Source organism: Austwickia chelonae, assembly GCF_003391095.1.
GTDB lineage: Bacteria > Actinomycetota > Actinomycetes > Actinomycetales > Dermatophilaceae > Austwickia > Austwickia chelonae_A.
The window spans coordinates 2,278,534-2,300,561 of sequence record NZ_CP031447.1 but is presented as its reverse complement, the minus strand read 5'-3'; the positions used below and the strand labels follow the sequence as shown (position 1 = coordinate 2,300,561).

The window sequence follows — 22,028 nt, the reverse complement described above, 5'->3', positions numbered from 1 at the left end:
GCGAGTCGGGTGGAGGGCGTTGGGCCTATGCTCGATGTGAGGTGTGGTGCCGACCTTCGTGACGGGCCGGTCCGTGCCCGTGTGTGGTCGATATTCCTCGGCCCACCACCACATCTACGAGGCGGTTTTCAGGCACTATGGCAGCCGGATGAAAGAGAGCGGTGTGACCCAGCGGACCGAATGGCGCCTCATGGCGGTGCACGCACATCCTGATGACGAATCGAGCAAGGGAGCGGCGACCTCGGCGCGCTATGTAGAGGAGGGCGCCCGCGTCATGGTGGTCTCCTGCACCGGGGGTGAACGAGGCGATGTGCTGAACCCACGGTTGCAGCACGACGCCGACCTGTTGCGTGACCTTCCTGAGTTCCGGCGACAGGAGATGGCTCGGGCACAAGCGATTCTGGGCGTGGAGCACACCTGGCTCGGCTTTGTGGACTCGGGCTATCCGGAGGGGGACCCGCCGCCTCCGCTGCCGCACGGCTGTTTCGCGGCGGAGCCCTTGCCTGTGACGACCGAGGCTTTGGTGCGGGTGATCCGCGAGTTCCGTCCGCATGTGATGACGACCTATGACGAGCGGGGCGGTTACCCGCACCCTGACCATGTCATGACTCATCTCGTGGGGGTTTCTGCCTTTCGTGCGGCGGGAGATCCTGCGGCCTTCCCCCACGCCGGGGAGCCTTGGCAACCGTTGAAGCTTTACTACAACCAGACGATCGCCCTCGACCGGATGAGCGCTCTGCACGAAGCTCTGGAGGCGGAAGGGCTGGAGAGCCCGTACGGCGATTGGTTGCTACGTCGTTCCGGGTTGCCCCGACGGGATGTCACAACACGAGTAGCCTGCGGAGAGTACTTCGAACAACGCAATGCTGCGCTGATGGCTCATGCGACGCAGATCGACCCGGACGGCTGGTGGTTCGCGGCGCCTCTGGACGTGGAGCGCAGGGTGTGGCCTCACGAGGATTTCGAGGCTGTGATCAGCTACGTCGAGATCGCAGCGGGGGAGGACGACCTCTTCGCGGGACTGGATGATCCGGCCGCCGCCGACGAGTTCGCCGTACGGATTCCACGCGAGGCTGCCCGGCCCGTCTACGACGTCGTAAAGGAGGCCTCATGAACGGCGCGAACCAGGCCGTGTCCGGCGGTATCGGCGGTTTCCTGGCGTTCTTCCTCTTGGCTTGTGCGCTGTGGTTGTTGATGATGAACATGAACAAACGCCTGCAGAACGTCAAGTACGACGAGGAGCTGCGGCATCAGCGCGAGGCGGCTCAGGACGAGGAAGGACCAGGAAACGTGGAGACGGGGTCGCCGAGACCAGACGGCAGGTCAGGAACAGACGGTCAGGGCGGAGCCCGTGTGGGCAGCAGCGGGTCGAGGCCTGCTGCTCCGTCCGGGAAGTGACACGGGGGCGTCGGTGGGTCTTCGCGGTTTGTTGTATGCCTCCTACGAGAGGCGGTTGGCGGCGGGTTTGCAGCCAGAACGGGTGCCACGGCATGTCGGAGTGATGCTCGACGGCAACCGCAGGTGGGCTCGGGAGAAGGGGGCGGACACAGCTCACGGACATCAGGCCGGGGCCGACAACATCCTCCCGTTCTTGACCTGGAGCGAAGAGGTCGGCGTTGAGGTCGTCACTTTGTGGCTGTTGTCGACGGACAATCTTAGTCGCCCCGAGGTGGAGCTACGTCCGCTGTTGGGCATCATCGAGCGGGTCGTCGCTGATCTGTGTGCGACCGGTCGGTGGCGGGTCAACATCGTCGGAGCCACTCGTCTTCTTCCGGCTGAGACAGCCAGCAGGTTGGGGGAGTGCTCGGCGATGACTGCTGGGGTGGAAGGGCTGGTGGTGAACGTTGCGGTGGGTTACGGCGGACGCCATGAGATCACCGATGCGGTGCGCTCACTGCTGCGTCAGGCCGAGGAAGAAGGGCGCACCCTCGCCGAGGTGGCCGAGACACTGGACGTCACCGACATCGCAGACCACTTGTACACTAAAGGTCAGCCCGATCCGGACTTGGTGATTCGCACGTCGGGAGAACAGCGTATCGGCGGTTTCCTGCTGTGGCAGAGCACACACAGTGAGCTTTACTTCTGTGAGGCGTTCTGGCCGGACTTCCGCCGGGTGGACTACTTACGGGCGTTGCGGTCGTTCGCGGATCGGGAGCGGCGCTTCGGAACCTGAAGATATTGACAGGTGCTGACCGGTGACGTCATGGGGGCCGTCGTCGGCTCGGCTCATGCCGATGCTGGGCAGTGCTCGGGGACGGAGGACAACAGTCGTGCGCGACGTGGGTATCAGGGTGTTTCAGAGACCCCGTCTCGATCTCGGCCGGTTGTGGTCGAAGTTGCGGCGGGACGTGACGGAAGCTTGGGCGCTGCCCTTGGTCCGGCGGGGTTTCTTGTCGATGCTGCTGATCTCTGCAGGTTCCCTGACTCCGGCCTTCTTGCCATTGGACCAGTACAGCTCGAGCAGGAGCGCCTGGATCGTTGAGCTCCTGCACCTGCAGTGGTTGCAGCACGGTCCAGGGCGGTTCGCCGCGACAATGGTGCTTTCCGCTGGGGTCATCCTTCTGTTGGACACCTGGCTACGTTTGCGTCCTGTGGCGGGAAGTAAGACGGCACCGGCGATCACCTGGGCTATCTGGTCGATTCCGGTCCTTCTGTGCCCGCCGCTGTTCAGCCGTGATGCCTACAGTTATGCCGCCCAAGGGTTGGTCGTCATGCGTGGCATCGACCCTTATCAGTCGGGCCCGATCGCCGTTCCTGGCCCTTTCGGCGACCAGGTAGACCCGATGTGGTTCGGCACCCCAGCTCCTTACGGGCCGTTGGCCTTGCAACTGCAGCATCTGATCGTGGCCCTGGTGGGCAACAACGCTTATGCGGCTGCTGTGATGATGAGGGTTCCTGCGCTGTTGTCGATGGCTCTGGTCGCCTACGCCTTGCCGAGGCTGGCTGGGCGGGTCGGGGTGAACCGCCAGCAGGCGATCTGGCTGGCTGTCCTTAATCCGCTGGTGATGCTGCACATCGTGGGTGGCATGCACAACGACGCGATGATGATTGCGCTGACGGTGTTGGCTCTGCTGCTGGCCAGTCAGGGGCATCTGGTTCTGGGGTGCATCACTCTCGCCGCCGCCGCAGGTTTCAAACAGACCGCTTTGATGGCCATCATCGGTGTCGTCGCCTTGGCTATCCGGTACCGCCAAGGCGAGGTGAAACAAAAGCCTTATGTCATTGGGCTGTTCGTCGGCAGCGTCATCTGGATGATCTCTTTCGAGCTGATGACTCTGGCGACCGGCCTAGGTTGGGGATGGATCCCGAACCTGACAGTCCCAGCATCGATTCGTTCCTTGCTCTCTCCTCCGACGTTGGTGGGAAGCATTTTTGAGGGCACCTTCTATCTGATGGGCCTGCCGAAGCTCGTACAGATGATCCCTGTTCCCCTCATGCAGAGCATCGGCATGGTGAGCTTCGCTGCAGTGGCGGTGTGGCTCACCTGGAGCCTGGCTCCCCGCCGCCCGATCATGGCTTCTGCCTTGGCCTTGATCATCTTCTGCCTGTGTGGTCCGGTGATCCACCCGTGGTACATGCTGTGGGGCGGTACCTTGCTGGCAGCAACACGGATGAACCGATGGACCTTCAAGGCCGCGGTCTACGTCTCCTTGTTCCTTTGCACCTATTCGATGATCGACGCAGCGTTCAGCAACGATCGATCGGCCCTGATCGTCTCGGCTCTGGCCTTGGTCACCTGGAGCGTCCAGGGAATGCTCCGTGGGCCGAAGCGGGTCGCCTCCGACGAACCGAGTGGGCTGTTGGGTCCCACTCCGTGGGCGGTGGCGCCCCTGAACGACGCCTCCGCTCCGGAGCCTGCCGTGGAGAAGAAGGACTCCGACGAAGCGATTACATCGCGACCCTCACAACGTCATTCGACCTCATCAGGCTGATCGATCCGGGCATAAAGCAGACGGAGTTGATGGCCGCAAGATGAATTCCGCCTGACCAACCGGAGACCGGCAGACATGATCGGCCTGGAAGCTGACAGATCTTCTTAGTGTGGAGGAAGATCTGTCAGCCCGGTGCGTTGTTGGCGCTTACCGGCCCTCCGTATGTCGAGGAGCCCTTCGAATGGAGTCCTCCAGGAATAACCAGGAGCGGTTGACCTACGTCCTGGACACCTCGGTCCTTCTTTCGGACCCGAGAGCTATGTTGCGTTTCGCTGAGCATGACGTGGTTCTCCCCGTGCTGGTGATCGTGGAGCTGGAAGCAAAACGACATGACCCCGAACTGGGGTATTTCGCCCGTCAAGCCCTTCGCCTGCTGGACGATCTGCGGAGACAGCATGGTCATCTGGATCAACCGGTTCCGGTGGGTGAGTGCGGGGGCACCGTGCATGTGGAGCTGAACCGGCAGGGCAAGGAACACCTTCCTTACGGGCTGCGACTGGAGGACAACGACAGTCGGATCCTGGCGGTAGCTCGCAACCTGGCGTTCGACGGGCGATCTGTGGTGGTGGTCAGCAAAGACCTTCCGATGCGGATCAAGGCATCCGCGATGGGCCTGGACGCTCAGGAGTACCGGGCTGAGCTGGTGGCCGATTCGGGGTGGACCGGTCTGGTCGAGCACCAGGTCGGTGCCGAGGAGATGGACCTGTTGTACGAGGCGGGTCGAACGACGATGTCCCTGTCTGGGCCGCTTCCGGTGAATACGGGGCTGGTGCTGTCTGCGCCGCACTCGCACGCGCTGGGACGGGTGATGGCGGACGGTTCGGTACGCCTGGTCCGCGGTGAACGGGATGTCTTCGGGCTGCATGGCCGTAGCGCAGAGCAGCGGATCGCGATCGATCTGCTCCTGGACCCGGACATCGGGATCGTCAGCCTGGGAGGACGGGCAGGGACCGGGAAGAGCGCCTTGGCCTTGTGCGCGGGCTTGGAAGCAGTGCTGGAGCGAAGACAGCACCGCAAGGTGGTCGTCTTCCGCCCGTTGTACGCGGTGGGTGGTCAGGAGCTCGGCTATCTGCCCGGGAGCGAGAGCGAGAAGATGGGCCCTTGGGCGCAGGCGGTTTTCGACACTCTCTCTGCTGTGGTGAGTAACGAAGTGGTGGAGGAGGTTCTGGACCGGGGCCTGCTGGAGGTGCTGCCGTTGACCCATATCCGGGGGAGGTCGCTGCATGATGCCTTCGTCGTGGTGGACGAAGCACAGTCCTTGGAACGGAACGTTCTGCTGACCGTTCTGTCGAGAATCGGGCAGAATTCTCGGGTGGTGTTGACCCATGACGTGGCCCAGCGGGACAACCTGCGGGTGGGTCGGCATGATGGCGTTGCTGCCGTGATCGAGAAGCTCAAGGGGAACGCTCTTTTCGCGCATGTCACTCTGACCCGGAGTGAACGGAGCCCGATTGCGGCTCTGGTGACTCGCCTCTTGGAGGGCGGAGAGATCTGATATCGCATCGCTCAGATATCGAGACGATAACGGGAAAGGACTTTGTCGATCGTTCGACCTAGTGCAGGCTAGGGCAAGGTATCGATCCGATAAAGGTTATGTGAACCTCCCGTCGCTCACTGCGGTCAGGGGGCCCATGGCCACGGATCGCTGTTGCTCTACAGCGGAGGTCGTCCCGTGTCGAACTATGAGGGATCCCACCGGGGGATGCGTCGCCGCGACGTCCAGTCCAGGCGTCGCGCCGCAGAACGTATCGCCAAACAGCGCCGCGGGCCACTGGCTGCAGGTGCTGGCGTCGTTGCGCTCTTCGGTGTCGGAGCAGGCATGCTCCATGCTGCACCGAACACGGGGGGCGGCAAGGCGCTCGGTTTCGTATCCGTCTCCCAGGAAGAGCCTCTGGAACCACAGAAGCCCACGGGTCAGAATGTCGCGGCCATCTACGACAACGGGCGAGTCCGCGACAGCTACTGGGGCATGGGCCAGGCCCACATCGGTATTGCCCGACAAGCCGGGCAGGCGTATCAGAGCGCTATTGCGGAGAAGGAAGCCAAGGCCAAGGCGGCAGCCAAGGCCAAGGCCGATGCTGAAGCCGCCAAAGCCGCCTCCCTGGCACGTGCCCAAGCGGACCCCCGTTCTGTTGCCCGCGCTCTCGTGGCACAACGCGGTTGGGGACCAGGGGAGTTCGCGTGCCTTGACCAGCTGTGGAATAAAGAGAGCCGCTGGCAGTTCAACGCTACGAATGCCTCTTCCGGGGCCTACGGCATTCCCCAGTCGCTGCCCGCGAGCAAAATGGCCTCGGCCGGAGCCGACTGGAAAGTGAATCCGAGCACCCAGATCACCTGGGGTCTGGGATATATCTCCGGACGCTACGGCAGCCCCTGTGCGGCGTGGGGGCACAGCCAGTCGCACAACTGGTACTAACGTTTTCCCCAGGGGGAAGAACGGCCGCCACGGCATGACGCGAAAGCGTGGCTTGGCCCACGACGGTGCCGACACCGGACATACCCCTCCGATCCAGGTGTCGACATCTCGCGTCCGCCACGGTTCCCCGAGCCGTGGCGGACGCCCATGTCCGGCGCAGCGTCACAACTTGCGAAGCCTGACATTCCGCACACTGTGATCCGCGCCCTTGGTCAAGACCAAAGTCGCGCGGGCCCGGGTGAGCTGTACGTTCTGACGCAGGTTCGGCCCGTTGATCGCCTCCCAGATTCCTGAGGCCATGGACACCGCCTCAGCATCGGACAGATCCGCATACCGGTGGAAATAGCTACCGGGGTCAGCAAAAGCAGTGCGCCGCAAGGTCAGGAAACGGTTGATGTACCAGCGTTTGATGTCCTCGACCCGGGCATCGACGTAGACCGAGAAATCGAAGAAGTCGGACACCGCCAGCCCGTACCGACCGTCCGGGCGCAGCCGAGGACTCTGCAGGACATTGAGCCCCTCCACGATCAACACATCGGGTCTGCGGACCTCGATCCGCCGGTCCGGAACGATGTCGTAGACCAGGTGGCTGTAGACCGGGGCTGTGACCACATCGGCGCCGGCCTTCACCTCGGCAACGAAACGTAACAGGGCACGTTGGTCGTAGCTCTCCGGGAACCCCTTGCGTTCCAGGAGACCACGTCTTTCCAACTCCGCATTCGGATACAAGAAGCCATCGGTGGTCACCAGCTCCACCCGAGGCGTGCTCGGCCAGCGGGCCAACATCTCTCGCAGCAGGCGTGCTGTGGTCGACTTACCGACCGCGACAGAACCGGCGACTCCGATCACGAAAGGTGTCCGTTCTGGACGTTCGCCCAGAAAGTTGCTGGTGATCGTGTGCAGGGAATCGGTTCCCTCGACATAGAAACTGAGCAGCCGGGATAGCGGGAGGTAGACGTCCTCCACCTCCCGTAGATCGATCTGCTCGCCCAGACCGGCGATACGGGCGACGTCAGCATCGGTCAGACGTAGCGGATGGGCTTCCCGCAGCCGCGCCCAGGCCGACCGGTCGAGTTCGACGTACGGTGACGGGATGGAGTCATGCGAATGAGACACCAGGGCATTCTCCCGCACGAGTGGGACGCACCCTCATTGAGGATCAGGCGCGTCGGGCTCCGTTAGACTCCCCCTCATGTGCGGAATCGTGGGGTACGTCGGGCCGGAGGCCGGTCAGCGGGCGCTCGAAGTCATCATGGAGGGCCTTGCGCGGCTCGAGTATCGCGGATACGACTCGGCTGGAGTTGCCCTGGTGGCTGATCGAAGCATCGTATCGGCGAAGAAATCCGGAAAACTGGTGAATCTGCGCTCTCAGCTCGAGCGCAATCCCATGCCTGCGGCCCGTGCTGGGATCGGCCACACCCGTTGGGCGACCCATGGCGGGCCCACCGACGAGAATGCGCACCCCCACCTCGGTGGTGACGAAGACCGCCTGGCACTCATCCACAACGGCATCATCGAGAACTTTCACGTGCTGAAGTCCGAGCTCCTCGCAGAAGGCGTCGTCTTCCGCTCCGAGACGGACACCGAGGTTGCTGCGCAGATGCTGGCGCGCGCCTACGCCTCCAGCGGCGACCTGACCGCGGCCATGCAGGCGGTGGTGAACCGTCTGGAAGGCGCTTTCACCTTGTTGGCCGTCCATGCCGACTCGCCTGACACCGTGGTAGCGGCACGTCGCAACTCTCCCCTGGTCATCGGCCTGGGGGAGGGGGAGAACTTCCTCGGGTCCGACGTGGCGGCCTTCATCGGGCACACTCGTATGGCGATGGAAGTCGACCAGGACCAGATCGTCACGATCACGGCTGAGGACGTCCGCGTCATCTCCTTCGACGGGACACCCGCTGAGGGCAAATGCTTCGAGGTCACCTGGGACGCCGCGCAGGCGGAGAAGGGCGGGCACCGCTCCTTCATGGAGAAAGAGATCCTGGAGCAGCCGCACGCCCTGGCGGACACTTTGCTGGGTCGGAGCAACCCTGAAGGCGATCTCGTCCTCGACGAGATGCGGATCGATCCCGATCGACTGCGGGCAGTTTCCAAGATCGTGATCGTGGCCTGTGGCACCGCTTTCTACTCCGGTCTCACCGCAAAATACGCGATCGAGCACTGGACCCGGATTCCCTGTGCGGTCGAGCTGGCTCACGAGTTCCGCTACTGCGACCCCGTGATCGATGACTCCACCCTGGTGGTGTCCATCAGCCAGTCCGGCGAGACGATGGACACCTTGATGGCGGTCAAACACGCCCGGGCACTCGGCGCGCTCACACTGTCGATCTGTAATACGCATGGCGCGACGATCCCCAGGGAGAGCGACGCCGCCCTCTACACCCACGCCGGGCCAGAGATCGCGGTGGCTTCGACGAAGGCCTTCACCGCTCAGATCGCAGCCTGTTACCTCTTCGGTCTCTACCTGGCGCAGCTGCGTGGAGACAGCGAGACCGCCCGCGAAGTGATGGCCGAGCTGGCTGAACTCCCTGCCAAGGTCGAGACCGTCCTCGGTGGGATGGCGCGGATCCGGGAGATCGCCCACTTCATGGCCGACACCCGTTCGGTGCTCTTCCTGGGGCGGCACGTCGGGTACCCGATTGCGCTCGAAGGTGCCTTGAAGCTCAAGGAGATCGCCTATATCCATGCCGAGGGCTTCGCTGCAGGTGAGCTGAAGCACGGTCCTATCGCGCTCATCGAGCCCGGGCAGCCTGTCTTCATCGTGGTGCCCTCGCCGTCGACCCCGCACCACTTGCACGACAAGGTCGTCTCCAATATCCAGGAGATTCGGGCTCGGGGTGCACGCACCTTGGTCATCGCCGAGGACGGCGACGAAACTGTCCTGCCCTTCGCCGACGAGGTGATCGAGGTACCGGCTAGCAGCCCGCTGCTCGCGCCGCTGCTCACGATCATTCCGCTGCAGGTCTTCGCCTGTGAGCTGGCCACGGCCAAGGGGCTGGACGTCGACCAGCCGCGTAACCTGGCCAAGAGCGTCACCGTCGAATGAAGTCGGAGCCGGTCGGAGCGGACCGTCCTGGCCACCTGCCAGCGCTGTTTTCTCTGGCCGGTCCGCTGGTTATGGGAAAGCCCTGCTCCGCAGCAGTAGGCAGCCTTCGATGATCGTAGGGATCGGCACCGATGTCTGCGAGATCGCAAGGTTGGGCAGAGCGCTTTCCCGCACTCCAGAGCTCCGTCATCGGCTCTTCACCGAGACCGAGGCGGAGCTTCCTCTGGAGTCCTTGGCCGCCAGATTTGCGGCCAAGGAAGCCCTCGCCAAAGCGTTGGGTGCTCCTGCAGGGTTGAGCTGGTCGGATGCAGAGGTGCTTCGCGGCGCGGATGGAGCGCCGACCGTCGTGATGCGGGGTAGCGTGGCTGCACGAGCCGAACAACTGGGTGTGACACGGGTTCATCTGTCGCTCTCCCATGACGCAGGCATCGCGACGGCCTTCGTGGTCGCCGAACACTGACGTCCTCCGCGCAGGGCAATGACAGCGAAGGAGAACCTGTGGTTCTGCAGGCGTGGTCCGTGCCGGATGTTCGGGCGGCCGAAGCCGTACTGATGGAACGGCTCCCTGAGGGGGAGCTCATGCATCGGGCAGCCAAAGGGCTCAGCAAAGTGCTGCGCAGTCGCGTCAAAGGGCGCCCTCGCGCTGCTCGAGTGGTCGGGCTCGTCGGCTCGGGAGGCAACGGAGGGGACACCCTGTATGCGCTGGCCCGGTTGGCGCGGAAGGAATCCGCCGCTGGCGTTGCCGCGCTGCTGCTCTCCGAGAGTGGAGTTCACCCCTCAGCACTGGATATGGCACGGCGATGCGGGGTGCAGGTGGTCGACGCGCTGGTGGCCAAGGCGGGGGACGTCTTGGCCATCGTCGCCGAGGCCGACATCCTGGTGGACGGGCTCACCGGCATCGGTGGACGTCCTGGCTGGCAGCCCACTGTCGCCGACCTGATCGAGGGGATCCTCGAAGCGGTACCGGCCGATGCGCGTATCATCGCGGTCGACCTGCCCAGTGGCGCGGATCCGGCAGGTGAACACATCGCTTCTGCCAGCGTCTGGGCCGACGAGACCGTGGCTTTTGGTGTTCCTAAACCGGTGCACATCTTGGCCACCGAGCCACGCTGCGGTGTGTTGACCGTCGTTGACATCGGGTTGGTACCCCACAGCCTTCCTGCCGCGGAACGCCTCGAACACGACGATGTGGCCAGGCTCTGGCCGGTTCCCCTTCCTCGCGACGACAAGTACTCACGCGGCGTGCTCGGCGTGGTCGCGGGAAGCCAGGTCTACTCCGGCGCCGCCGTCCTGACCGTGCTGGGGGCGGTCTGTTCCGGAGCAGGGATGGTGCGATATATCGGACCGGGCACCCCATCAACTCTCGTTCGTACTGCGGCACCAGAAGCGGTGATCACGTCCACTCCAGGTGCCGCTCACGTCGATGCTTGGGTGGTCGGACCAGGCATCGACATCAAGGACAACCGTTCGAGTGCGGCGGTAAGACAGGCCGATGCAGTTCGCACGGTGCTGAGGTCGGACATGCCACGAGTGGTCGACGCGGGGGGACTCGACCTCGTGGAGACTCCGAGCCACATCGGGCATGAGAAGACCCTGCTGACACCGCACGCAGGCGAGCTGGCACGGCTGCTCAGCAGGCTGACCGGTGAGAAGGTCGACCGGGAGGACATCGTGAACGCTCCGGTCACCCACGCGCGGCGGGCTGCTGACCTCCTCGACAGCACGGTCCTTCTCAAAGGTCAGATCACTTACGTGGTTCCGCCGACCGATTCCGGGCTACCCGTGCGAGCTCAGTCCGATGCCCCGGCTTGGGCCGCGACTGCAGGATCAGGGGACGTTCTCGCAGGGCTCGCCGGCACGCTCCTCTGTTCGGGGCTGTCCGCGGTCGATGCCGGAAGCCTTGCCTCCCTGGTGCACGGGGTCGCTGCAGAACGACTCAGCCGCGGTGGCCCGATACGTGCTCGAGATCTCGCTGAAGAGCTGGCTCCGACTCTGGCTGTTCTGCTTTCCCGCCGCTGACCTCCTGGTCGCCGGGAGTCTGCCTTCCAGCTCTCGATCAAGGTCTTCCTACGCCAGTATGGAAGGGTGATTCAGCGCGCCAAGACCACGTCCGAGAGCCAGCACCGCAGAATGACAGCAGATCAACGGGTGGGCCCCGCCAGGCTCACCATCGACCTCGACGCCATCACCGAGAACACCCGCGAACTCTGCAGACGTAGCGGGGCCGCTCAAGTGATGGCGGTGGTCAAGGCGGACGGCTACGGACATGGACTCATCCCCGCAGCTCACGCTGCGCTCATCGGCGGGGCCACCTGGCTGGGCACGGCTCTGTTGGAGGAAGCTCTCGAACTGCGCCGACAGGGAGTAGGCGGCCGGATCCTGTCCTGGTTGCATACCCCAGGGGTAGCCTTCGACGCCGCAGTCCTGGCCGATATCGACCTTGCTGCTGCCGGGACATGGGCGGTGGAGGAGATCGCCGCTGCTGCCCGGCGGACCGGCCGAACCGCGCGGGTCCACCTGAAGGTGGACACCGGATTGGGGCGTAACGGCGCTTACGGAGATGACGTCATCGCGCTGATTTCTCGTGCTGCAGAACTGGAACGCGAAGGAATCCTGTCGATCGTGGGATTGATGAGCCATTTCGCCTACGCCGATGCGCCGGGACATCCCACGGTCCGAGCTCAGCAGGAGACCTTCCGGAGGTATGCGGACTCCTGCGAACGTGCTGGGATCGACCTCGAGGTACGACACCTGGCCAACTCTGCAGCCACTCTGACCGACCCGGATTGTGCTTTTGACCTGGTCAGGCCAGGGTTGGCCGTCTACGGTCTGTCCCCGGTCCCGCAGACCGGCGGGCCCGAGCACTTCGGCCTGCGCCCAGCGATGACCTGCTCTGCGGACCTGGCCTTGGTGAAGAGAATCCCAGCAGGTCAAGGCGTCAGCTACGGTCACGACTATCGTCCGAGGCAGGACACATGTATCGGCGTTGTCCCTGTCGGATATGCCGACGGAATACCCCGCCGTGCCTCCAACACCGGCCCTGTACAGCTTTCCGGGGAACGACTCCGGATCGCCGGCCGGGTCTGTATGGACCAGTACGTTGTCGACCTCGGCCCAGGCAGCACCTGCCGAGCAGGCGACGAGGTGATCCTCTTCGGCGACCCGGCATCCGGGGTTCCCTCAGCGCAGGACTGGGCCGAAGCCGCAGACACCATCAGCTACGAGATCATCACCAGGATGAGCACTCGTCTGCCTCGGGAATACGTGGGCAAGGAGACGACGTGAAGGACGAGCCGAGCCGACTACCCTGGCGGATGGGTTTGGGCACCTTACGCACGGTGACCGGAGTGACCTTGGGGTTGACCGCAGCCGGGCTCACCGCCGCCGCAGGAGTCGCTGCGGATCGACTCAGCAGAGACCGACGGATCGCCCTGGCTCTCGACGAAGAACGAGGCATGGCCCGCGACTCCGCTTATCACGATGAACCGGACCGGCAGTTTGTCGTCCTGGCCAGTGACGGTGTCCCTCTGCATGTCGAGGTCGATGAAGCACGGGGCCCCGATCGTGATCGTGCCGGCCGACCCACTGTCGTCTTTAGCCACGGATACTGTCTCTCCCGGCGATGCTGGGTATTCCAGCGCAGGGCCTTACGGGAGGCCGGATATCGGGTCGTCCTCTGGGACCAACGTGGACACGGCCTGTCCGGTACGGGGGAGACGGACAGTTACCACATCGATCAATTGGGCAGGGACCTCGAGAAAGTCATCGCTGAGGTCGCCCCGGACGGTCCCCTGGTCCTGGTCGGCCACTCGATGGGCGGGATGACGCTGATGGCGCTCGGCCTCGACCATCCGGAACTGGTCAGGGAGCGAGTCGTCGGCGCCGCTTTCGTCGCCACGAGCACCGGAGGGCTGTCCACCGTCTCCTACGGGTTGGGCGCTGCGGCCGGTAAAGCCGTCCATCTCTTCGGCCCTGCTGCCGCAGGCCGCCTCGCCAGCTTCCAAGGTGCTGTTGACGGTGCCGTCCGAGCAGGCAAGGACGTCATGAACTTCGTCGTCGACTGGGGATCATTCGGGTCACCGGTACCCATGAGCATCGCCGAACTCACCACCGATATGATCTTCGCCACCCGGATGGAAGTCATCTCTGCGTTCATGCCTCATTTCGACCGCCACGATAAACGCGAGGCCCTGTCGACCTTCCGCGGTATCGAGACGCTGGTGCTCAACGGCAGCAGCGACAGACTGACCCCGCCCTCGCACAGCGATGAGATCGTCCGACTCCTGCCGGGTGCCGAACACATCGTGATCGAGGACGCCGGCCACGTCATCATGCTCGAACACCCCGAAATCCTCAACGAACAGATCCTCGCGCTCCTCCGTCGAGCTGAACGGGCCGGAGCGCCGTCCATCGAGCTCCCCGAGTCCTCCCCGCCCGTCCACGTCGTCGACATGGCCAGGCGCCGTGCCACCCGTCGGGCGAGCAACCGGATCCGCCGGCCTCGGACGTGAACGCGTACGGTAGCTGACGGCGTGAGACGGCCGACTCCGACCACGGACGGACGCCACGCACCGGTCGACTCGAATCCGGCGACCGGGAGAGAACACAGCGGAGGGGTAACTCGGTGAGTGTCGAGGTCTCGGCAAGACGAACACTGGTCGACGCGGAAGACACCAGGTCCTGGGGACGTGAACTGGCCGCTCTGCTGCAGGCCGGGGACGTCGTTCTGCTCACCGGGGAGCTAGGCGCAGGGAAGACCACCCTCACCCAAGGGCTTGCCGAGGGGCTGCAGGTGCGTGGGCCCATCACCAGTCCCACCTTCGTGATCGCCCGCATCCATCCTTCCCTGGTGGACGGGCCGGACCTGGTACACGTCGACGCCTACCGGATCGGTGGAGCCCTCGAACTGGAAGACCTGGACCTCGACGCTTCCATCGACCGAAGCATCACCGTCGTCGAATGGGGTCACGGCATGGCCGAGACCCTGGCTGACAGCTGGCTTGAGGTCGACCTGCGGCGGGCGCTCGCCGATGAGGGCCCTGAACTGTGCGGTGCCGAGGAATCAGAGGGCGAGGTCACCGATCCGCGTACCGTGCGGGCGGTCGGTCACGGTCCGCGCTGGGAGGGATCGCCCGACGCCATCAGGTAACAGGCGAGGTGTGGGCCCCACCGATCCTGGTCCGGGCTCGTCCCAGGATGGTCTAGCCTGGAACACGTGCTTCTGCTGGCTTGTGATACCTCGACGAGTGCCATCACCGTGGGTGTGCACGATGGTCGGTCCATCGTGGCGAGTGAATCCACGATCGACGTCCGAGCACATGCCGAACGGCTCGCTCCTTCGGTGAACGAGGTCCTCCGCAGGGTCGGTGCCCTGCCACAGGACGTCACCCACGTCGTCGGTGGAACAGGACCAGGGCCGTTCACCGGGCTGCGGGTGGGGCTGGTGACGGCCCAGGTCTTCGCCTGGTCCGTGGGCCTTACCGCTGCAGGAGTGTGCAGCCTGGATGCTCTGGCACACCGGATGGTCCTCGACGGTTCGGCCGACGAGGGGCAGGAGTTCCTCGTCGCTACGGACGCCCGTCGCAAAGAGGTGTACTGGGCCACCTACCGTGTCGTCTCGGGACTGGCCGAGCGCTGCCACGGGCCAGCCGTGACCCGTCCTGCCGAGCTTCCTGAGCAGGTCAGAGAGCTTCCTTGTGTGGGCCGAGGGCCACTCCTCTACCCGGAGGTTCTCCGTCAAGGATGGGAGGTCCTCGACGTGGACGGCGGAGCGATGGCCGATCTTGCGGTCCGTCTACTCCAGTCCGGGCGGACGTTGAGCGCTGCCGACCCCGACTACCTTCGTCGTCCCGATGCGGTGCCCACCCAGGCCAAGCCGGTGACCCCGGCCGGGCGATGAATGCCGGTAGGACCGGCAGCGCGACGCAACCAGCTCTTCCTCGGGGCTCTGGAGACTCTGCCGAGATAGTCCTGCGGGCGATGCGTTGGCAGGACATCCCGACCCTGGCCCAGTTGGACACAGACCTCTTCGAGGACGATGCCTGGAGCGAGAGCACCTGGTGGTCTGAGCTGGCCGGGCGGCCACGACGGGCTTATACCGTGATCGAGTCTGCAGGAACGATCCTCGGATATGCGGGCTTGGACCTCGGCGGCGAGGTCGCCGATGTGATGACCGTGGCCGTGGACCCGGGATCGCAGGGCCAAGGGTACGGGCAGGCTCTCCTTGCCTGGATGACGGCGACGGCACAGGAATCCGGGGCACGGTATCTGATGCTCGAGGTACGCGCAGACAACGTCGTCGCGATCGGTTTGTACGGAACAGCAGGATTCACACGCTTGTCCGTCCGGAGACGGTATTACCAACCCGGTGACGTGGACGCCTACATCATGCGAAAGGAACTGTGCGATGACGTCTGATGGGCCGCTCGTCCTCGGGATCGAGAGTAGCTGTGACGAAACCGGCATCGGGATCGTCCGCGGTGAGACCCTTCTGTGCGACGCCGTCGCCAGCAGCGTCGAACAACACGCACGATATGGCGGTGTCGTCCCCGAGGTCGCCAGCCGGGCACATGTCGAGGCAATGGTCCCGACCCTCGAACGGGCCTGCAGGGAAGCCGACGTCCGACTGACGGACCTGGACGCCATCGCGGTGACCGCAGGGCCGGGCCTTGCGGGAGCACTCATGGTGGGCACAGCTGCGGCGAAAGCACTGGCAGCCTCCCTCGACAAGCCGCTCTACGGGGTGAACCACCTGGCCGGTCACGTGGCTGTGGACATCTTGGAACACGGACCGCTGCCGGAGCCCACCGTGGCGCTCCTGGTCTCCGGAGGACATTCGTCCCTTCTCCTGGTCAAGGACGTCACCAGCGATATCACCAGCCTGGGAGACACCATCGACGACGCAGCAGGGGAAGCCTTCGACAAGGTGGCCCGGGTTCTCGGACTACCCTTCCCCGGAGGTCCCTGGGTCGACAAGGCCGCTCGAGGGATGGCTGGTGTCCCCGGTGTCGACCCGCAAGCAGGACCGGGAAACCCGGCCTTCGTTCATTTCCCTCGCGGGCTGACCAGTGGACGCGACATGGAGAGACACCGGTACGACTTCAGCTTCTCCGGGCTGAAAACGGCCGTGGCCCGGTGGGTGGAAGCCCAAGGCAGCGGGCAACACATCCCGGTCGCCGACGTCGCAGCCAGCTTCCAGGAGGCGGTGACCGACGTGTTGACGAGGAAAGCCGTCCTGGCCTGTCGGGAACACGGAGTCGCCGACCTACAGATCGGCGGTGGAGTGGCCGCCAACTCCCGTTTGCGGGCCTTGGCCGAAGAACGGTGCAAGCAAGCCGGGATCCGGCTGCGGGTGCCTCGACCTGGGTTGTGCACGGACAACGGAGCCATGATCGCAGCCCTCGGAGCGCAGATGGTCATGAAAGGCCACCAGCCGTCGCAGATGGACCTGACCGCAGATTCCTCGATGACTGTGGCCCAGGTGCTCGTCTGAGAGGCTGCTGATCCACGAACACCCCGCAGACCTGCGGGACGAGGGAGCATGTCATGAGCGGACAGGTCGTCGTGGTCGGTGGCCTCGGACTCGAGGAGACCGTTCATCTACGTCGGATAGTCGTCGACGGGTCGGTCGACGTCGCAGAACGAGCCAGCGTTGCTGTCGGCGGAGCTGCTGCCTGGTCTTCGGCGGCAGCCGCTGCGACGGGCGCCCTATCCCGATGCATCGCCACAGTCGGCAGCGATCGTGCCGGTACGCTCTGCCGACAGCACCTGGCACGAGCTGATGTCGACGTCACCGGGGTCCTGCCGTTGAACGGGCCTACCGCCAGGTTGATCCGTTCGACGACCGTCGAAGGACACTGCCCGGAAAGGCCTGCGGCTCCGCCTGAACACCGCTTCAGCAAGGGGGAACCGTCCCTGTTGGTCCTGCCCGGAGCGGGCTGGGCCGTACCGGCCGCAGCCACAGTCCGTGCTCTTGACCGATGCGAACCGGGCGATGTGCTTCTCGTCGAATGGTCGGCGCTCGCCGTGGCTGAACAGTTGATCTGCACCGCTTACGAATTGGACATGCAGATCGTGGCTCTTCTTGCGCCCTACCCGATACCTCCCCACCAGCTCGATCTGCGGTTGGTCGATGTCGCTGTGGTGGATCGGCAAGGGGCGATGCTCCTGGCCGAGACGGGTGAGCTCCCGCCTTCGTTGTGCGTGACCCTTCCCGGACACGGTCTTTCCTGGGACGGGCAGACCTATGTGGCGCCATCGGTAGATCATCGGACTGCAGACCGGATCATCTCCGACGAGCGGGGACATGCCGTGCTGGCAGGTACGATCGCCGGGCGCCTCGCCTGTGGCGACGATCGACCTCAGGCGGCACAGGCTGCATTGGCCGCGGTGGGAGAACTCGTCGCGGCACCGGACGATCCGGGAAGGACGGACGCCGACTCGGCGGCCTCCGACCCCGGCGGCGCACCATGGCAGACGCTCAGGCCGTGGACACATCTGCGCCTGGACGTGGAGGAACTGGGATGAATCCGTCGACGGCCTGTGCCGCTGTGATGGTCGATGAGCTGATCAGGCTCGGGCTTCGGCACGCTGTGCTCTGCCCAGGATCTCGATCCGCACCGCTCGCCTACGCCTTGGCCGACGCCGATGCTGCCGGACGGCTGGTCTTGCACGTGCGGGTGGATGAACGCAGCGCCGCTTTTCTCGCCGTAGGGCTGGCGAAGGAGACCCGTACCCCCGCGGTCGTGGTGACGACCTCAGGGACAGCTGTGGCCAATCTGCATCCGGCTGTCTTGGAAGCCGACACCGCCGGAGTGCCTCTGTTGGTGTTGAGCGCCGATCGTCCTCCGGAGCTGCGCGGTACCGGAGCCAACCAGACCATGGACCAGGTGAAGCTTTTCGGTGCTGCTGTGCGCTGGGCTCATGATTTGGGAGTTCCCGAGCGTCGAGTGGGGCAGCAAGCAGTCTGGCGTTCGTGTCTGGACCGGGCATGGTCGGCTGCTATCGGTGATCTCGGAGGACAGCCAGGACCGGTTCACGTCAACATTCCCTTCCGGGATCCTCTCCTCCCGGATCTCTCGGAGTCCCCCCAGCTGTGGCCCGAAGCGTTGGACGGCCGGCCGGACGGCAGAGCATGGACCGTGACCGGCGCGGAGACGAAGAGCAGCCCGGCGTTCGAGGCGGCGGCCGCAGTGGATCCGTTGCTCGATGTCCCACGCACCCTGGTCGTGCTGGGAGATCTGGACGATCCGCAGGTCTGTGCTGATGTGGTCGACAGCGCGCAGGCGATGGGGTGGCCGGTGGTCGCTGAGCCTTTCGGGCGTCGGAGCCCACAGGGGGTCATTCCTCACGGACCGCTGGTAGCGACGGTCCCGGAATTCCTGAACTCTCATCTTCCCGAACGGATCCTGGTGTTCGGCCGGCCTACTTTGACGCGTCCGCTGGCTGCTTTGCTACGGATCTCCGGCGTCCGGGTCGAGTCTGTCGCTTCTTCGCAGGCCTGGCCCGATCCCGGTCATGTGCTGTCCCGGGTCTATCCGTGGTCTGCCTGGCAAGCACGTCGGCAGGTCGGGCCCGATGTCCCACGGACAGAGGAGGACCGCGCCTGGAGCTTGTCGTGGGCCGAGGCCGGTCGAAGACTGGGTGTTGCGCTGGGAGATTTCTTGGAGTCTGAGGAGCTCTGGCCGAGCGGACCTGCTTTGGCCAGGGCGGTGATCGCTGCGCTTCCTGCGGGCTCTCGGCTGTTCGTGGGTTCGTCGAATGCGGCCAGGGACGTCGATCTGGCTCGTTCTGCAGACGAACTGGTGGTTTTCGCTTCACGGGGGTTGGCCGGTATCGATGGCAATGTCGCCACGGCCTGTGGTCTGGCATTGGCGGGGGAAGCCCCGACGTATGCCCTGATGGGTGATCTGACTTTCCTGCACGATGCGAATGCTTTGCTGCTGGGGCCTGATGAGCCAGAACCGGATATCACCTTCGTCGTGGTCGATGATTCCGGTGGAGGTATCTTCGCGACCTTGGAGTATGGGGAAACCGGCCGCGAACGCTTCTTCGACCGGGTGTTCGCCACGCCGGTTCGGGCAGATATCGCCGCGATCGCTGCGGCTAGTGGTGTTTCCACGGTGGATGTGCAGGACAGATCAGCGCTGGTCGAAGAGTTGTCGGTGCCTCCACAGGGGATACGGGTGATCCGAGTACAGCTGGACCGTTCGGAGCACCGGACGATCGGTCGGCGGCTTCGCGCGGTGGCAGAACAGTCCCTGTCAACCTGTTGATCCAGAGCAGATCCTCCAGGAGCGGTCTCAGCTCCTCGTGAGCTGTCTTTCTTTCTCCAACCGAGGTCAGGGAGCCAGTTGGCCTGGTGCGAGCGCTGAACGCATAGGAACCAGTTTGGCGTCGGACTCGGCGAGCTCGGAAGCCGGATCCGAGCTAGAGACGATTCCGCAGCCGGCGAAGATGCGCATTTGATGAGCGTTTTCCGTGTCCAACGCGCCGCACCGCAGCGCGACTCCCCACTCGCCGTCACCAGAGGCTCCGATCCAGCCGACCGGGCCGCTGTACCGTCCGCGGTCCATGTTCTCCAGTTCACTGATCGTCTGGGCGGCTAGGGGACCTGGGGTTCCACATACTGCTGCCGAGGGGTGCAGGGAGGCTGCCAAAGAAAGCGAAGTCGCGCCGTGAGAGGTTCGTCCAGTGACATCGGTGGCCAGGTGCATGACATTGGGCAGATGCAGCACGAACGGCGCCTCAGGGGTATTCAATGAGGTGCAGTGCGCTGCCAGTGACTCGGCGACGGAACGCACCGCGTATTCATGTTCTTCGAGATCTTTGCTGCTGCGAGCGAGGGATGCCGACAACGCCAGGTCACGCTCGTCGTCCCCGGTACGTTGGATGGTTCCGGCCAGCACTCGCGAGGTGATCAGGCCTTTTTCCAACCGGCAGAGCATCTCTGGGGTGGCTCCGACGAGTCCGTCCACGGCGAAGACCCACGTACGGGCGTAGTCGGCTGCCAAGCGTCGGAGCAGCCATCGGACGGAGAGCGGGTTCTCGGTCTCGACCCGTAGATCACGGGCGAGGACGACCTTGTCCAGGTCGGTATCGGAGAGACGTTCAACGGCGTGGGCGACGACGGCCTGCCAGCTGGGGCCAGAGAGGGCGCCGTCGAAGAACGCGGTTTCGCCAGGGGGTGATGGGGGATTCCGAGGCATGTCGTTGCTGCCTTGGCCTGCGGCGAATGACTCGACGAGTCGGCAGTGGGCATTCCGGAGCTCAGCGGTTGTGCGTACGGTCAGGGTATCGACGACCGTGGTCAGCAGGCAGTTGTCCCCTTCTCGGCGCAAGATCACCTGGGGAACGCTGAGTATTCCACCGTGTCTCGAGTCATGGGCGAAGGCGAAGGAGCCGAACGCCAGGGGGCCTTCCAGGGCCTGGCTGCGATCTTCTGTCGAGGTGACCTCGGCGCGGGTGACCACTTGACGCCACCACTGTTCCGCCTCGCTGAACCGTTCGGGCCCGCTCGTGGTGAGTGAGGCGACCTGGCCCCAGCCGACCTTCCCCTGACCTGCACGGACCCAGGCGTGGTTCTTCGTGGCGGGTACTCGGCCGGGCAAGGCGGACAGAAGGTCTACCGGCTGTCGTAGAGGCTGGGTGTGGAAGGAGAGGGCAGCTGCGCTGCCTTCGGGCAGCGGCTGGCGAGGTGGGTGGTCAGTGGTGTCGTACATCTCCTGTTCAGAATAATCTCTGGCTGGTGTCTGTCCGCCATCGGTGGGAAAAGCTCGCGGCGACCGGACAGGGGCGTCCTCGCCAGGGCGCGCAGGAAGCTCTGGTCTTCTGCGAGGATGACCACTGTGAATCGCGCCAGCCTCGACAAGCAGCCCCGTGACGTAGCGTCGATGTTCGATCAGGTCGCTTCGCGTTACGACCTGATGAACGATGTGATGACTGGCGGTATCGCCAGGTTGTGGCGCCGAGCTTTGGTGGCTGCCGTCGATGCACGTCCTGGCCAGCGGGTGTTGGACATCGCGGCGGGAACCGGCACGTCATCGATGCCTTTTCATCGTGCAGGCGTGCAGGTGGTACCGGCTGATTTCTCGCTGGGCATGCTCCGACAGGGGCGGGCCCAACATCCTGAACTGCCTTTCGTTGCGGCTGATGCCACCCGGCTGCCTTTCGCGGAGGCTTCCTTCGACGCTGTCACGATGTCCTACGGGTTGCGCAATGTGCAGAACTACCGGGGCGCGCTGACGGAGTTCGCCAGAGTCACCCGGCCCGGAGGCCGGCTGGTCGTCAACGAGTTCTCCCAACCGGTCAATCCGATCTTCCGGCGGGTCTATCAGGAATATCTGATGGGGGCCCTCCCCGCGATGGCCTCCAAGTTCTCCTCGAACCCGGAGTCCTATGTGTACTTGGCTGAATCCATTCAGTCCTGGCCGTGCCAAGAGGAACTCGCGGAAGCGATTCAGGAGTCGGGTTGGCGAGATGTGCAGTGGCGCAACCTGAATGGAGGAATCGTCGCTTTGCATCGAGCGGTGCGAGGCTGAAGGACCCTTCCGATTGCCTTCTCCCGTTCTCGATATGGCTGGTCTGCCGTGGCTTCGCTCACTCCGGAGTCCGGTAAGGTCAAGTCGTTTGCCCC

At 64.4% G+C, this 22,028-nt stretch carries 20 protein-coding genes; 18 read left to right on the top strand and 2 right to left on the bottom strand.

Features of this window, described 5'->3' with window-relative positions:
* Positions 1-190: 190 nt before the first annotated feature.
* From mca to DX923_RS16740, 6 genes are all read left to right on the top strand, one after another.
* Positions 191-1,114, top strand: coding sequence for a mycothiol conjugate amidase Mca (mca, locus tag DX923_RS10165; RefSeq protein ID WP_162873121.1), 924 nt, complete (start codon positions 191-193; stop codon positions 1,112-1,114).
* A complete protein-coding gene (locus DX923_RS10160; RefSeq protein ID WP_116114594.1) occupies positions 1,111-1,398 on the top strand; it encodes a hypothetical protein in 288 nt (95 codons plus the stop codon). Before mca ends, DX923_RS10160 begins: the two co-directional genes overlap by 4 nt.
* 13 nt (positions 1,399-1,411) lie before the next feature.
* Positions 1,412-2,173: an isoprenyl transferase gene (locus DX923_RS10155; protein ID WP_116116275.1), complete on the top strand. Its 762-nt coding sequence runs from the start codon at positions 1,412-1,414 to the stop codon at positions 2,171-2,173.
* 97 nt (positions 2,174-2,270) lie between these two features.
* Entirely contained in the window at positions 2,271-3,932 is a 1,662-nt protein-coding gene (gene mptB / locus DX923_RS10150) for a polyprenol phosphomannose-dependent alpha 1,6 mannosyltransferase MptB (protein ID WP_240322590.1), read from the top strand.
* 181 nt (positions 3,933-4,113) lie between these two features.
* Positions 4,114-5,427, top strand: coding sequence for a PhoH family protein (locus DX923_RS10145; RefSeq protein WP_116114592.1), 1,314 nt, complete (start codon positions 4,114-4,116; stop codon positions 5,425-5,427).
* A 177-nt stretch (positions 5,428-5,604) separates the two neighbouring features.
* A complete protein-coding gene (locus DX923_RS16740) occupies positions 5,605-6,348 on the top strand; it encodes a hypothetical protein (protein ID WP_240322589.1) in 744 nt (247 codons plus the stop codon).
* A 162-nt stretch (positions 6,349-6,510) separates the two neighbouring features.
* Here DX923_RS16740 and coaA read toward each other — a convergent pair whose 3' ends face one another.
* Complete coding sequence (gene coaA, locus DX923_RS10135; protein ID WP_116116273.1) at positions 6,511-7,464, bottom strand: type I pantothenate kinase; 954 nt, start codon at positions 7,462-7,464, stop codon at positions 6,511-6,513.
* A 76-nt stretch (positions 7,465-7,540) separates the two neighbouring features.
* Between coaA and glmS the strand changes: the two genes are divergently transcribed.
* From glmS to menD, 11 genes are all read left to right on the top strand, one after another.
* The gene (gene glmS, locus DX923_RS10130; RefSeq protein ID WP_116114590.1) at positions 7,541-9,394 is read left to right on the top strand and encodes a glutamine--fructose-6-phosphate transaminase (isomerizing); all 1,854 of its coding nucleotides are present in this window, start codon (positions 7,541-7,543) and stop codon (positions 9,392-9,394) included.
* A 109-nt stretch (positions 9,395-9,503) separates the two neighbouring features.
* On the top strand, positions 9,504-9,854 hold the full coding sequence (locus DX923_RS10125; RefSeq protein ID WP_116114588.1) for a holo-ACP synthase: 351 nt from the start codon (positions 9,504-9,506) through the stop codon (positions 9,852-9,854).
* A gap of 38 nt (positions 9,855-9,892) precedes the next feature.
* A complete protein-coding gene (locus DX923_RS10120) occupies positions 9,893-11,413 on the top strand; it encodes an NAD(P)H-hydrate dehydratase (RefSeq protein WP_116114586.1) in 1,521 nt (506 codons plus the stop codon).
* Between the two features lie 111 nt (positions 11,414-11,524).
* A complete protein-coding gene (gene alr, locus DX923_RS10115; protein ID WP_162872896.1) occupies positions 11,525-12,679 on the top strand; it encodes an alanine racemase in 1,155 nt (384 codons plus the stop codon).
* On the top strand, positions 12,676-13,905 hold the full coding sequence (locus tag DX923_RS10110) for an alpha/beta fold hydrolase (RefSeq protein WP_116114583.1): 1,230 nt from the start codon (positions 12,676-12,678) through the stop codon (positions 13,903-13,905). The genes alr and DX923_RS10110 overlap by 4 nt, the downstream gene beginning before the upstream one ends.
* 113 nt (positions 13,906-14,018) lie before the next feature.
* Positions 14,019-14,543, top strand: a complete 525-nt coding sequence (gene tsaE / locus DX923_RS10105; protein WP_116114581.1) for a tRNA (adenosine(37)-N6)-threonylcarbamoyltransferase complex ATPase subunit type 1 TsaE — start codon at positions 14,019-14,021, stop codon at positions 14,541-14,543.
* A 66-nt stretch (positions 14,544-14,609) separates the two neighbouring features.
* Positions 14,610-15,293 carry a tRNA (adenosine(37)-N6)-threonylcarbamoyltransferase complex dimerization subunit type 1 TsaB gene (gene tsaB, locus DX923_RS10100; protein ID WP_116114579.1) on the top strand — a complete coding sequence of 228 codons (684 nt, stop codon included), beginning with the start codon at positions 14,610-14,612 and terminating at the stop codon, positions 15,291-15,293.
* The gene (gene rimI, locus DX923_RS10095) at positions 15,290-15,811 is read left to right on the top strand and encodes a ribosomal protein S18-alanine N-acetyltransferase (RefSeq protein WP_116114577.1); all 522 of its coding nucleotides are present in this window, start codon (positions 15,290-15,292) and stop codon (positions 15,809-15,811) included. The genes tsaB and rimI overlap by 4 nt, the downstream gene beginning before the upstream one ends.
* Positions 15,801-16,886, top strand: a complete 1,086-nt coding sequence (gene tsaD / locus DX923_RS10090) for a tRNA (adenosine(37)-N6)-threonylcarbamoyltransferase complex transferase subunit TsaD (RefSeq protein WP_116114575.1) — start codon at positions 15,801-15,803, stop codon at positions 16,884-16,886. Before rimI ends, tsaD begins: the two co-directional genes overlap by 11 nt.
* Before the next feature lie 53 nt (positions 16,887-16,939).
* Positions 16,940-17,920: a hypothetical protein gene (locus tag DX923_RS10085; protein ID WP_116114573.1), complete on the top strand. Its 981-nt coding sequence runs from the start codon at positions 16,940-16,942 to the stop codon at positions 17,918-17,920.
* On the top strand, positions 17,917-19,668 hold the full coding sequence (gene menD / locus DX923_RS10080; RefSeq protein ID WP_116114571.1) for a 2-succinyl-5-enolpyruvyl-6-hydroxy-3-cyclohexene-1-carboxylic-acid synthase: 1,752 nt from the start codon (positions 17,917-17,919) through the stop codon (positions 19,666-19,668). Before DX923_RS10085 ends, menD begins: the two co-directional genes overlap by 4 nt.
* Before the next feature lie 66 nt (positions 19,669-19,734).
* Here the strand turns inward: menD and DX923_RS10075 are convergent, their stop codons facing one another.
* The gene (locus tag DX923_RS10075) at positions 19,735-21,114 is read right to left on the bottom strand and encodes an isochorismate synthase (protein ID WP_116114569.1); all 1,380 of its coding nucleotides are present in this window, start codon (positions 21,112-21,114) and stop codon (positions 19,735-19,737) included.
* Positions 21,115-21,240: 126 nt separating this feature from the next.
* On the opposite strand from DX923_RS10075, the gene DX923_RS10070 reads away from it, so the two are divergent.
* Positions 21,241-21,933, top strand: coding sequence for a demethylmenaquinone methyltransferase (locus DX923_RS10070; protein ID WP_116116272.1), 693 nt, complete (start codon positions 21,241-21,243; stop codon positions 21,931-21,933).
* Positions 21,934-22,028: the final 95 nt, after the last annotated feature.

What these genes read in the sequence shown, in the direction of transcription:
- tsaD (WP_116114575.1), top strand. Translation starts at nt 15,801, where the DNA reads ATGACGTCTGATGGGCCGCTCGTCCTCGGGATCGAGAGTAGCTGTGAC.
- menD (WP_116114571.1), top strand. Translation starts at nt 17,917, where the DNA reads ATGAATCCGTCGACGGCCTGTGCCGCTGTGATGGTCGATGAGCTGATC.
- mca (WP_162873121.1), top strand. Translation starts at nt 191, where the DNA reads ATGGCGGTGCACGCACATCCTGATGACGAATCGAGCAAGGGAGCGGCG.
- DX923_RS10160 (WP_116114594.1), top strand. Translation starts at nt 1,111, where the DNA reads ATGAACGGCGCGAACCAGGCCGTGTCCGGCGGTATCGGCGGTTTCCTG.
- alr (WP_162872896.1), top strand. Translation starts at nt 11,525, where the DNA reads ATGACAGCAGATCAACGGGTGGGCCCCGCCAGGCTCACCATCGACCTC.
- DX923_RS10085 (WP_116114573.1), top strand. Translation starts at nt 16,940, where the DNA reads ATGAGCGGACAGGTCGTCGTGGTCGGTGGCCTCGGACTCGAGGAGACC.
- DX923_RS10145 (WP_116114592.1), top strand. Translation starts at nt 4,114, where the DNA reads ATGGAGTCCTCCAGGAATAACCAGGAGCGGTTGACCTACGTCCTGGAC.
- DX923_RS10075 (WP_116114569.1), bottom strand. Translation starts at nt 21,114, where the DNA reads ATGTACGACACCACTGACCACCCACCTCGCCAGCCGCTGCCCGAAGGC.
- glmS (WP_116114590.1), top strand. Translation starts at nt 7,541, where the DNA reads ATGTGCGGAATCGTGGGGTACGTCGGGCCGGAGGCCGGTCAGCGGGCG.
- DX923_RS10125 (WP_116114588.1), top strand. Translation starts at nt 9,504, where the DNA reads ATGATCGTAGGGATCGGCACCGATGTCTGCGAGATCGCAAGGTTGGGC.
- rimI (WP_116114577.1), top strand. Translation starts at nt 15,290, where the DNA reads ATGAATGCCGGTAGGACCGGCAGCGCGACGCAACCAGCTCTTCCTCGG.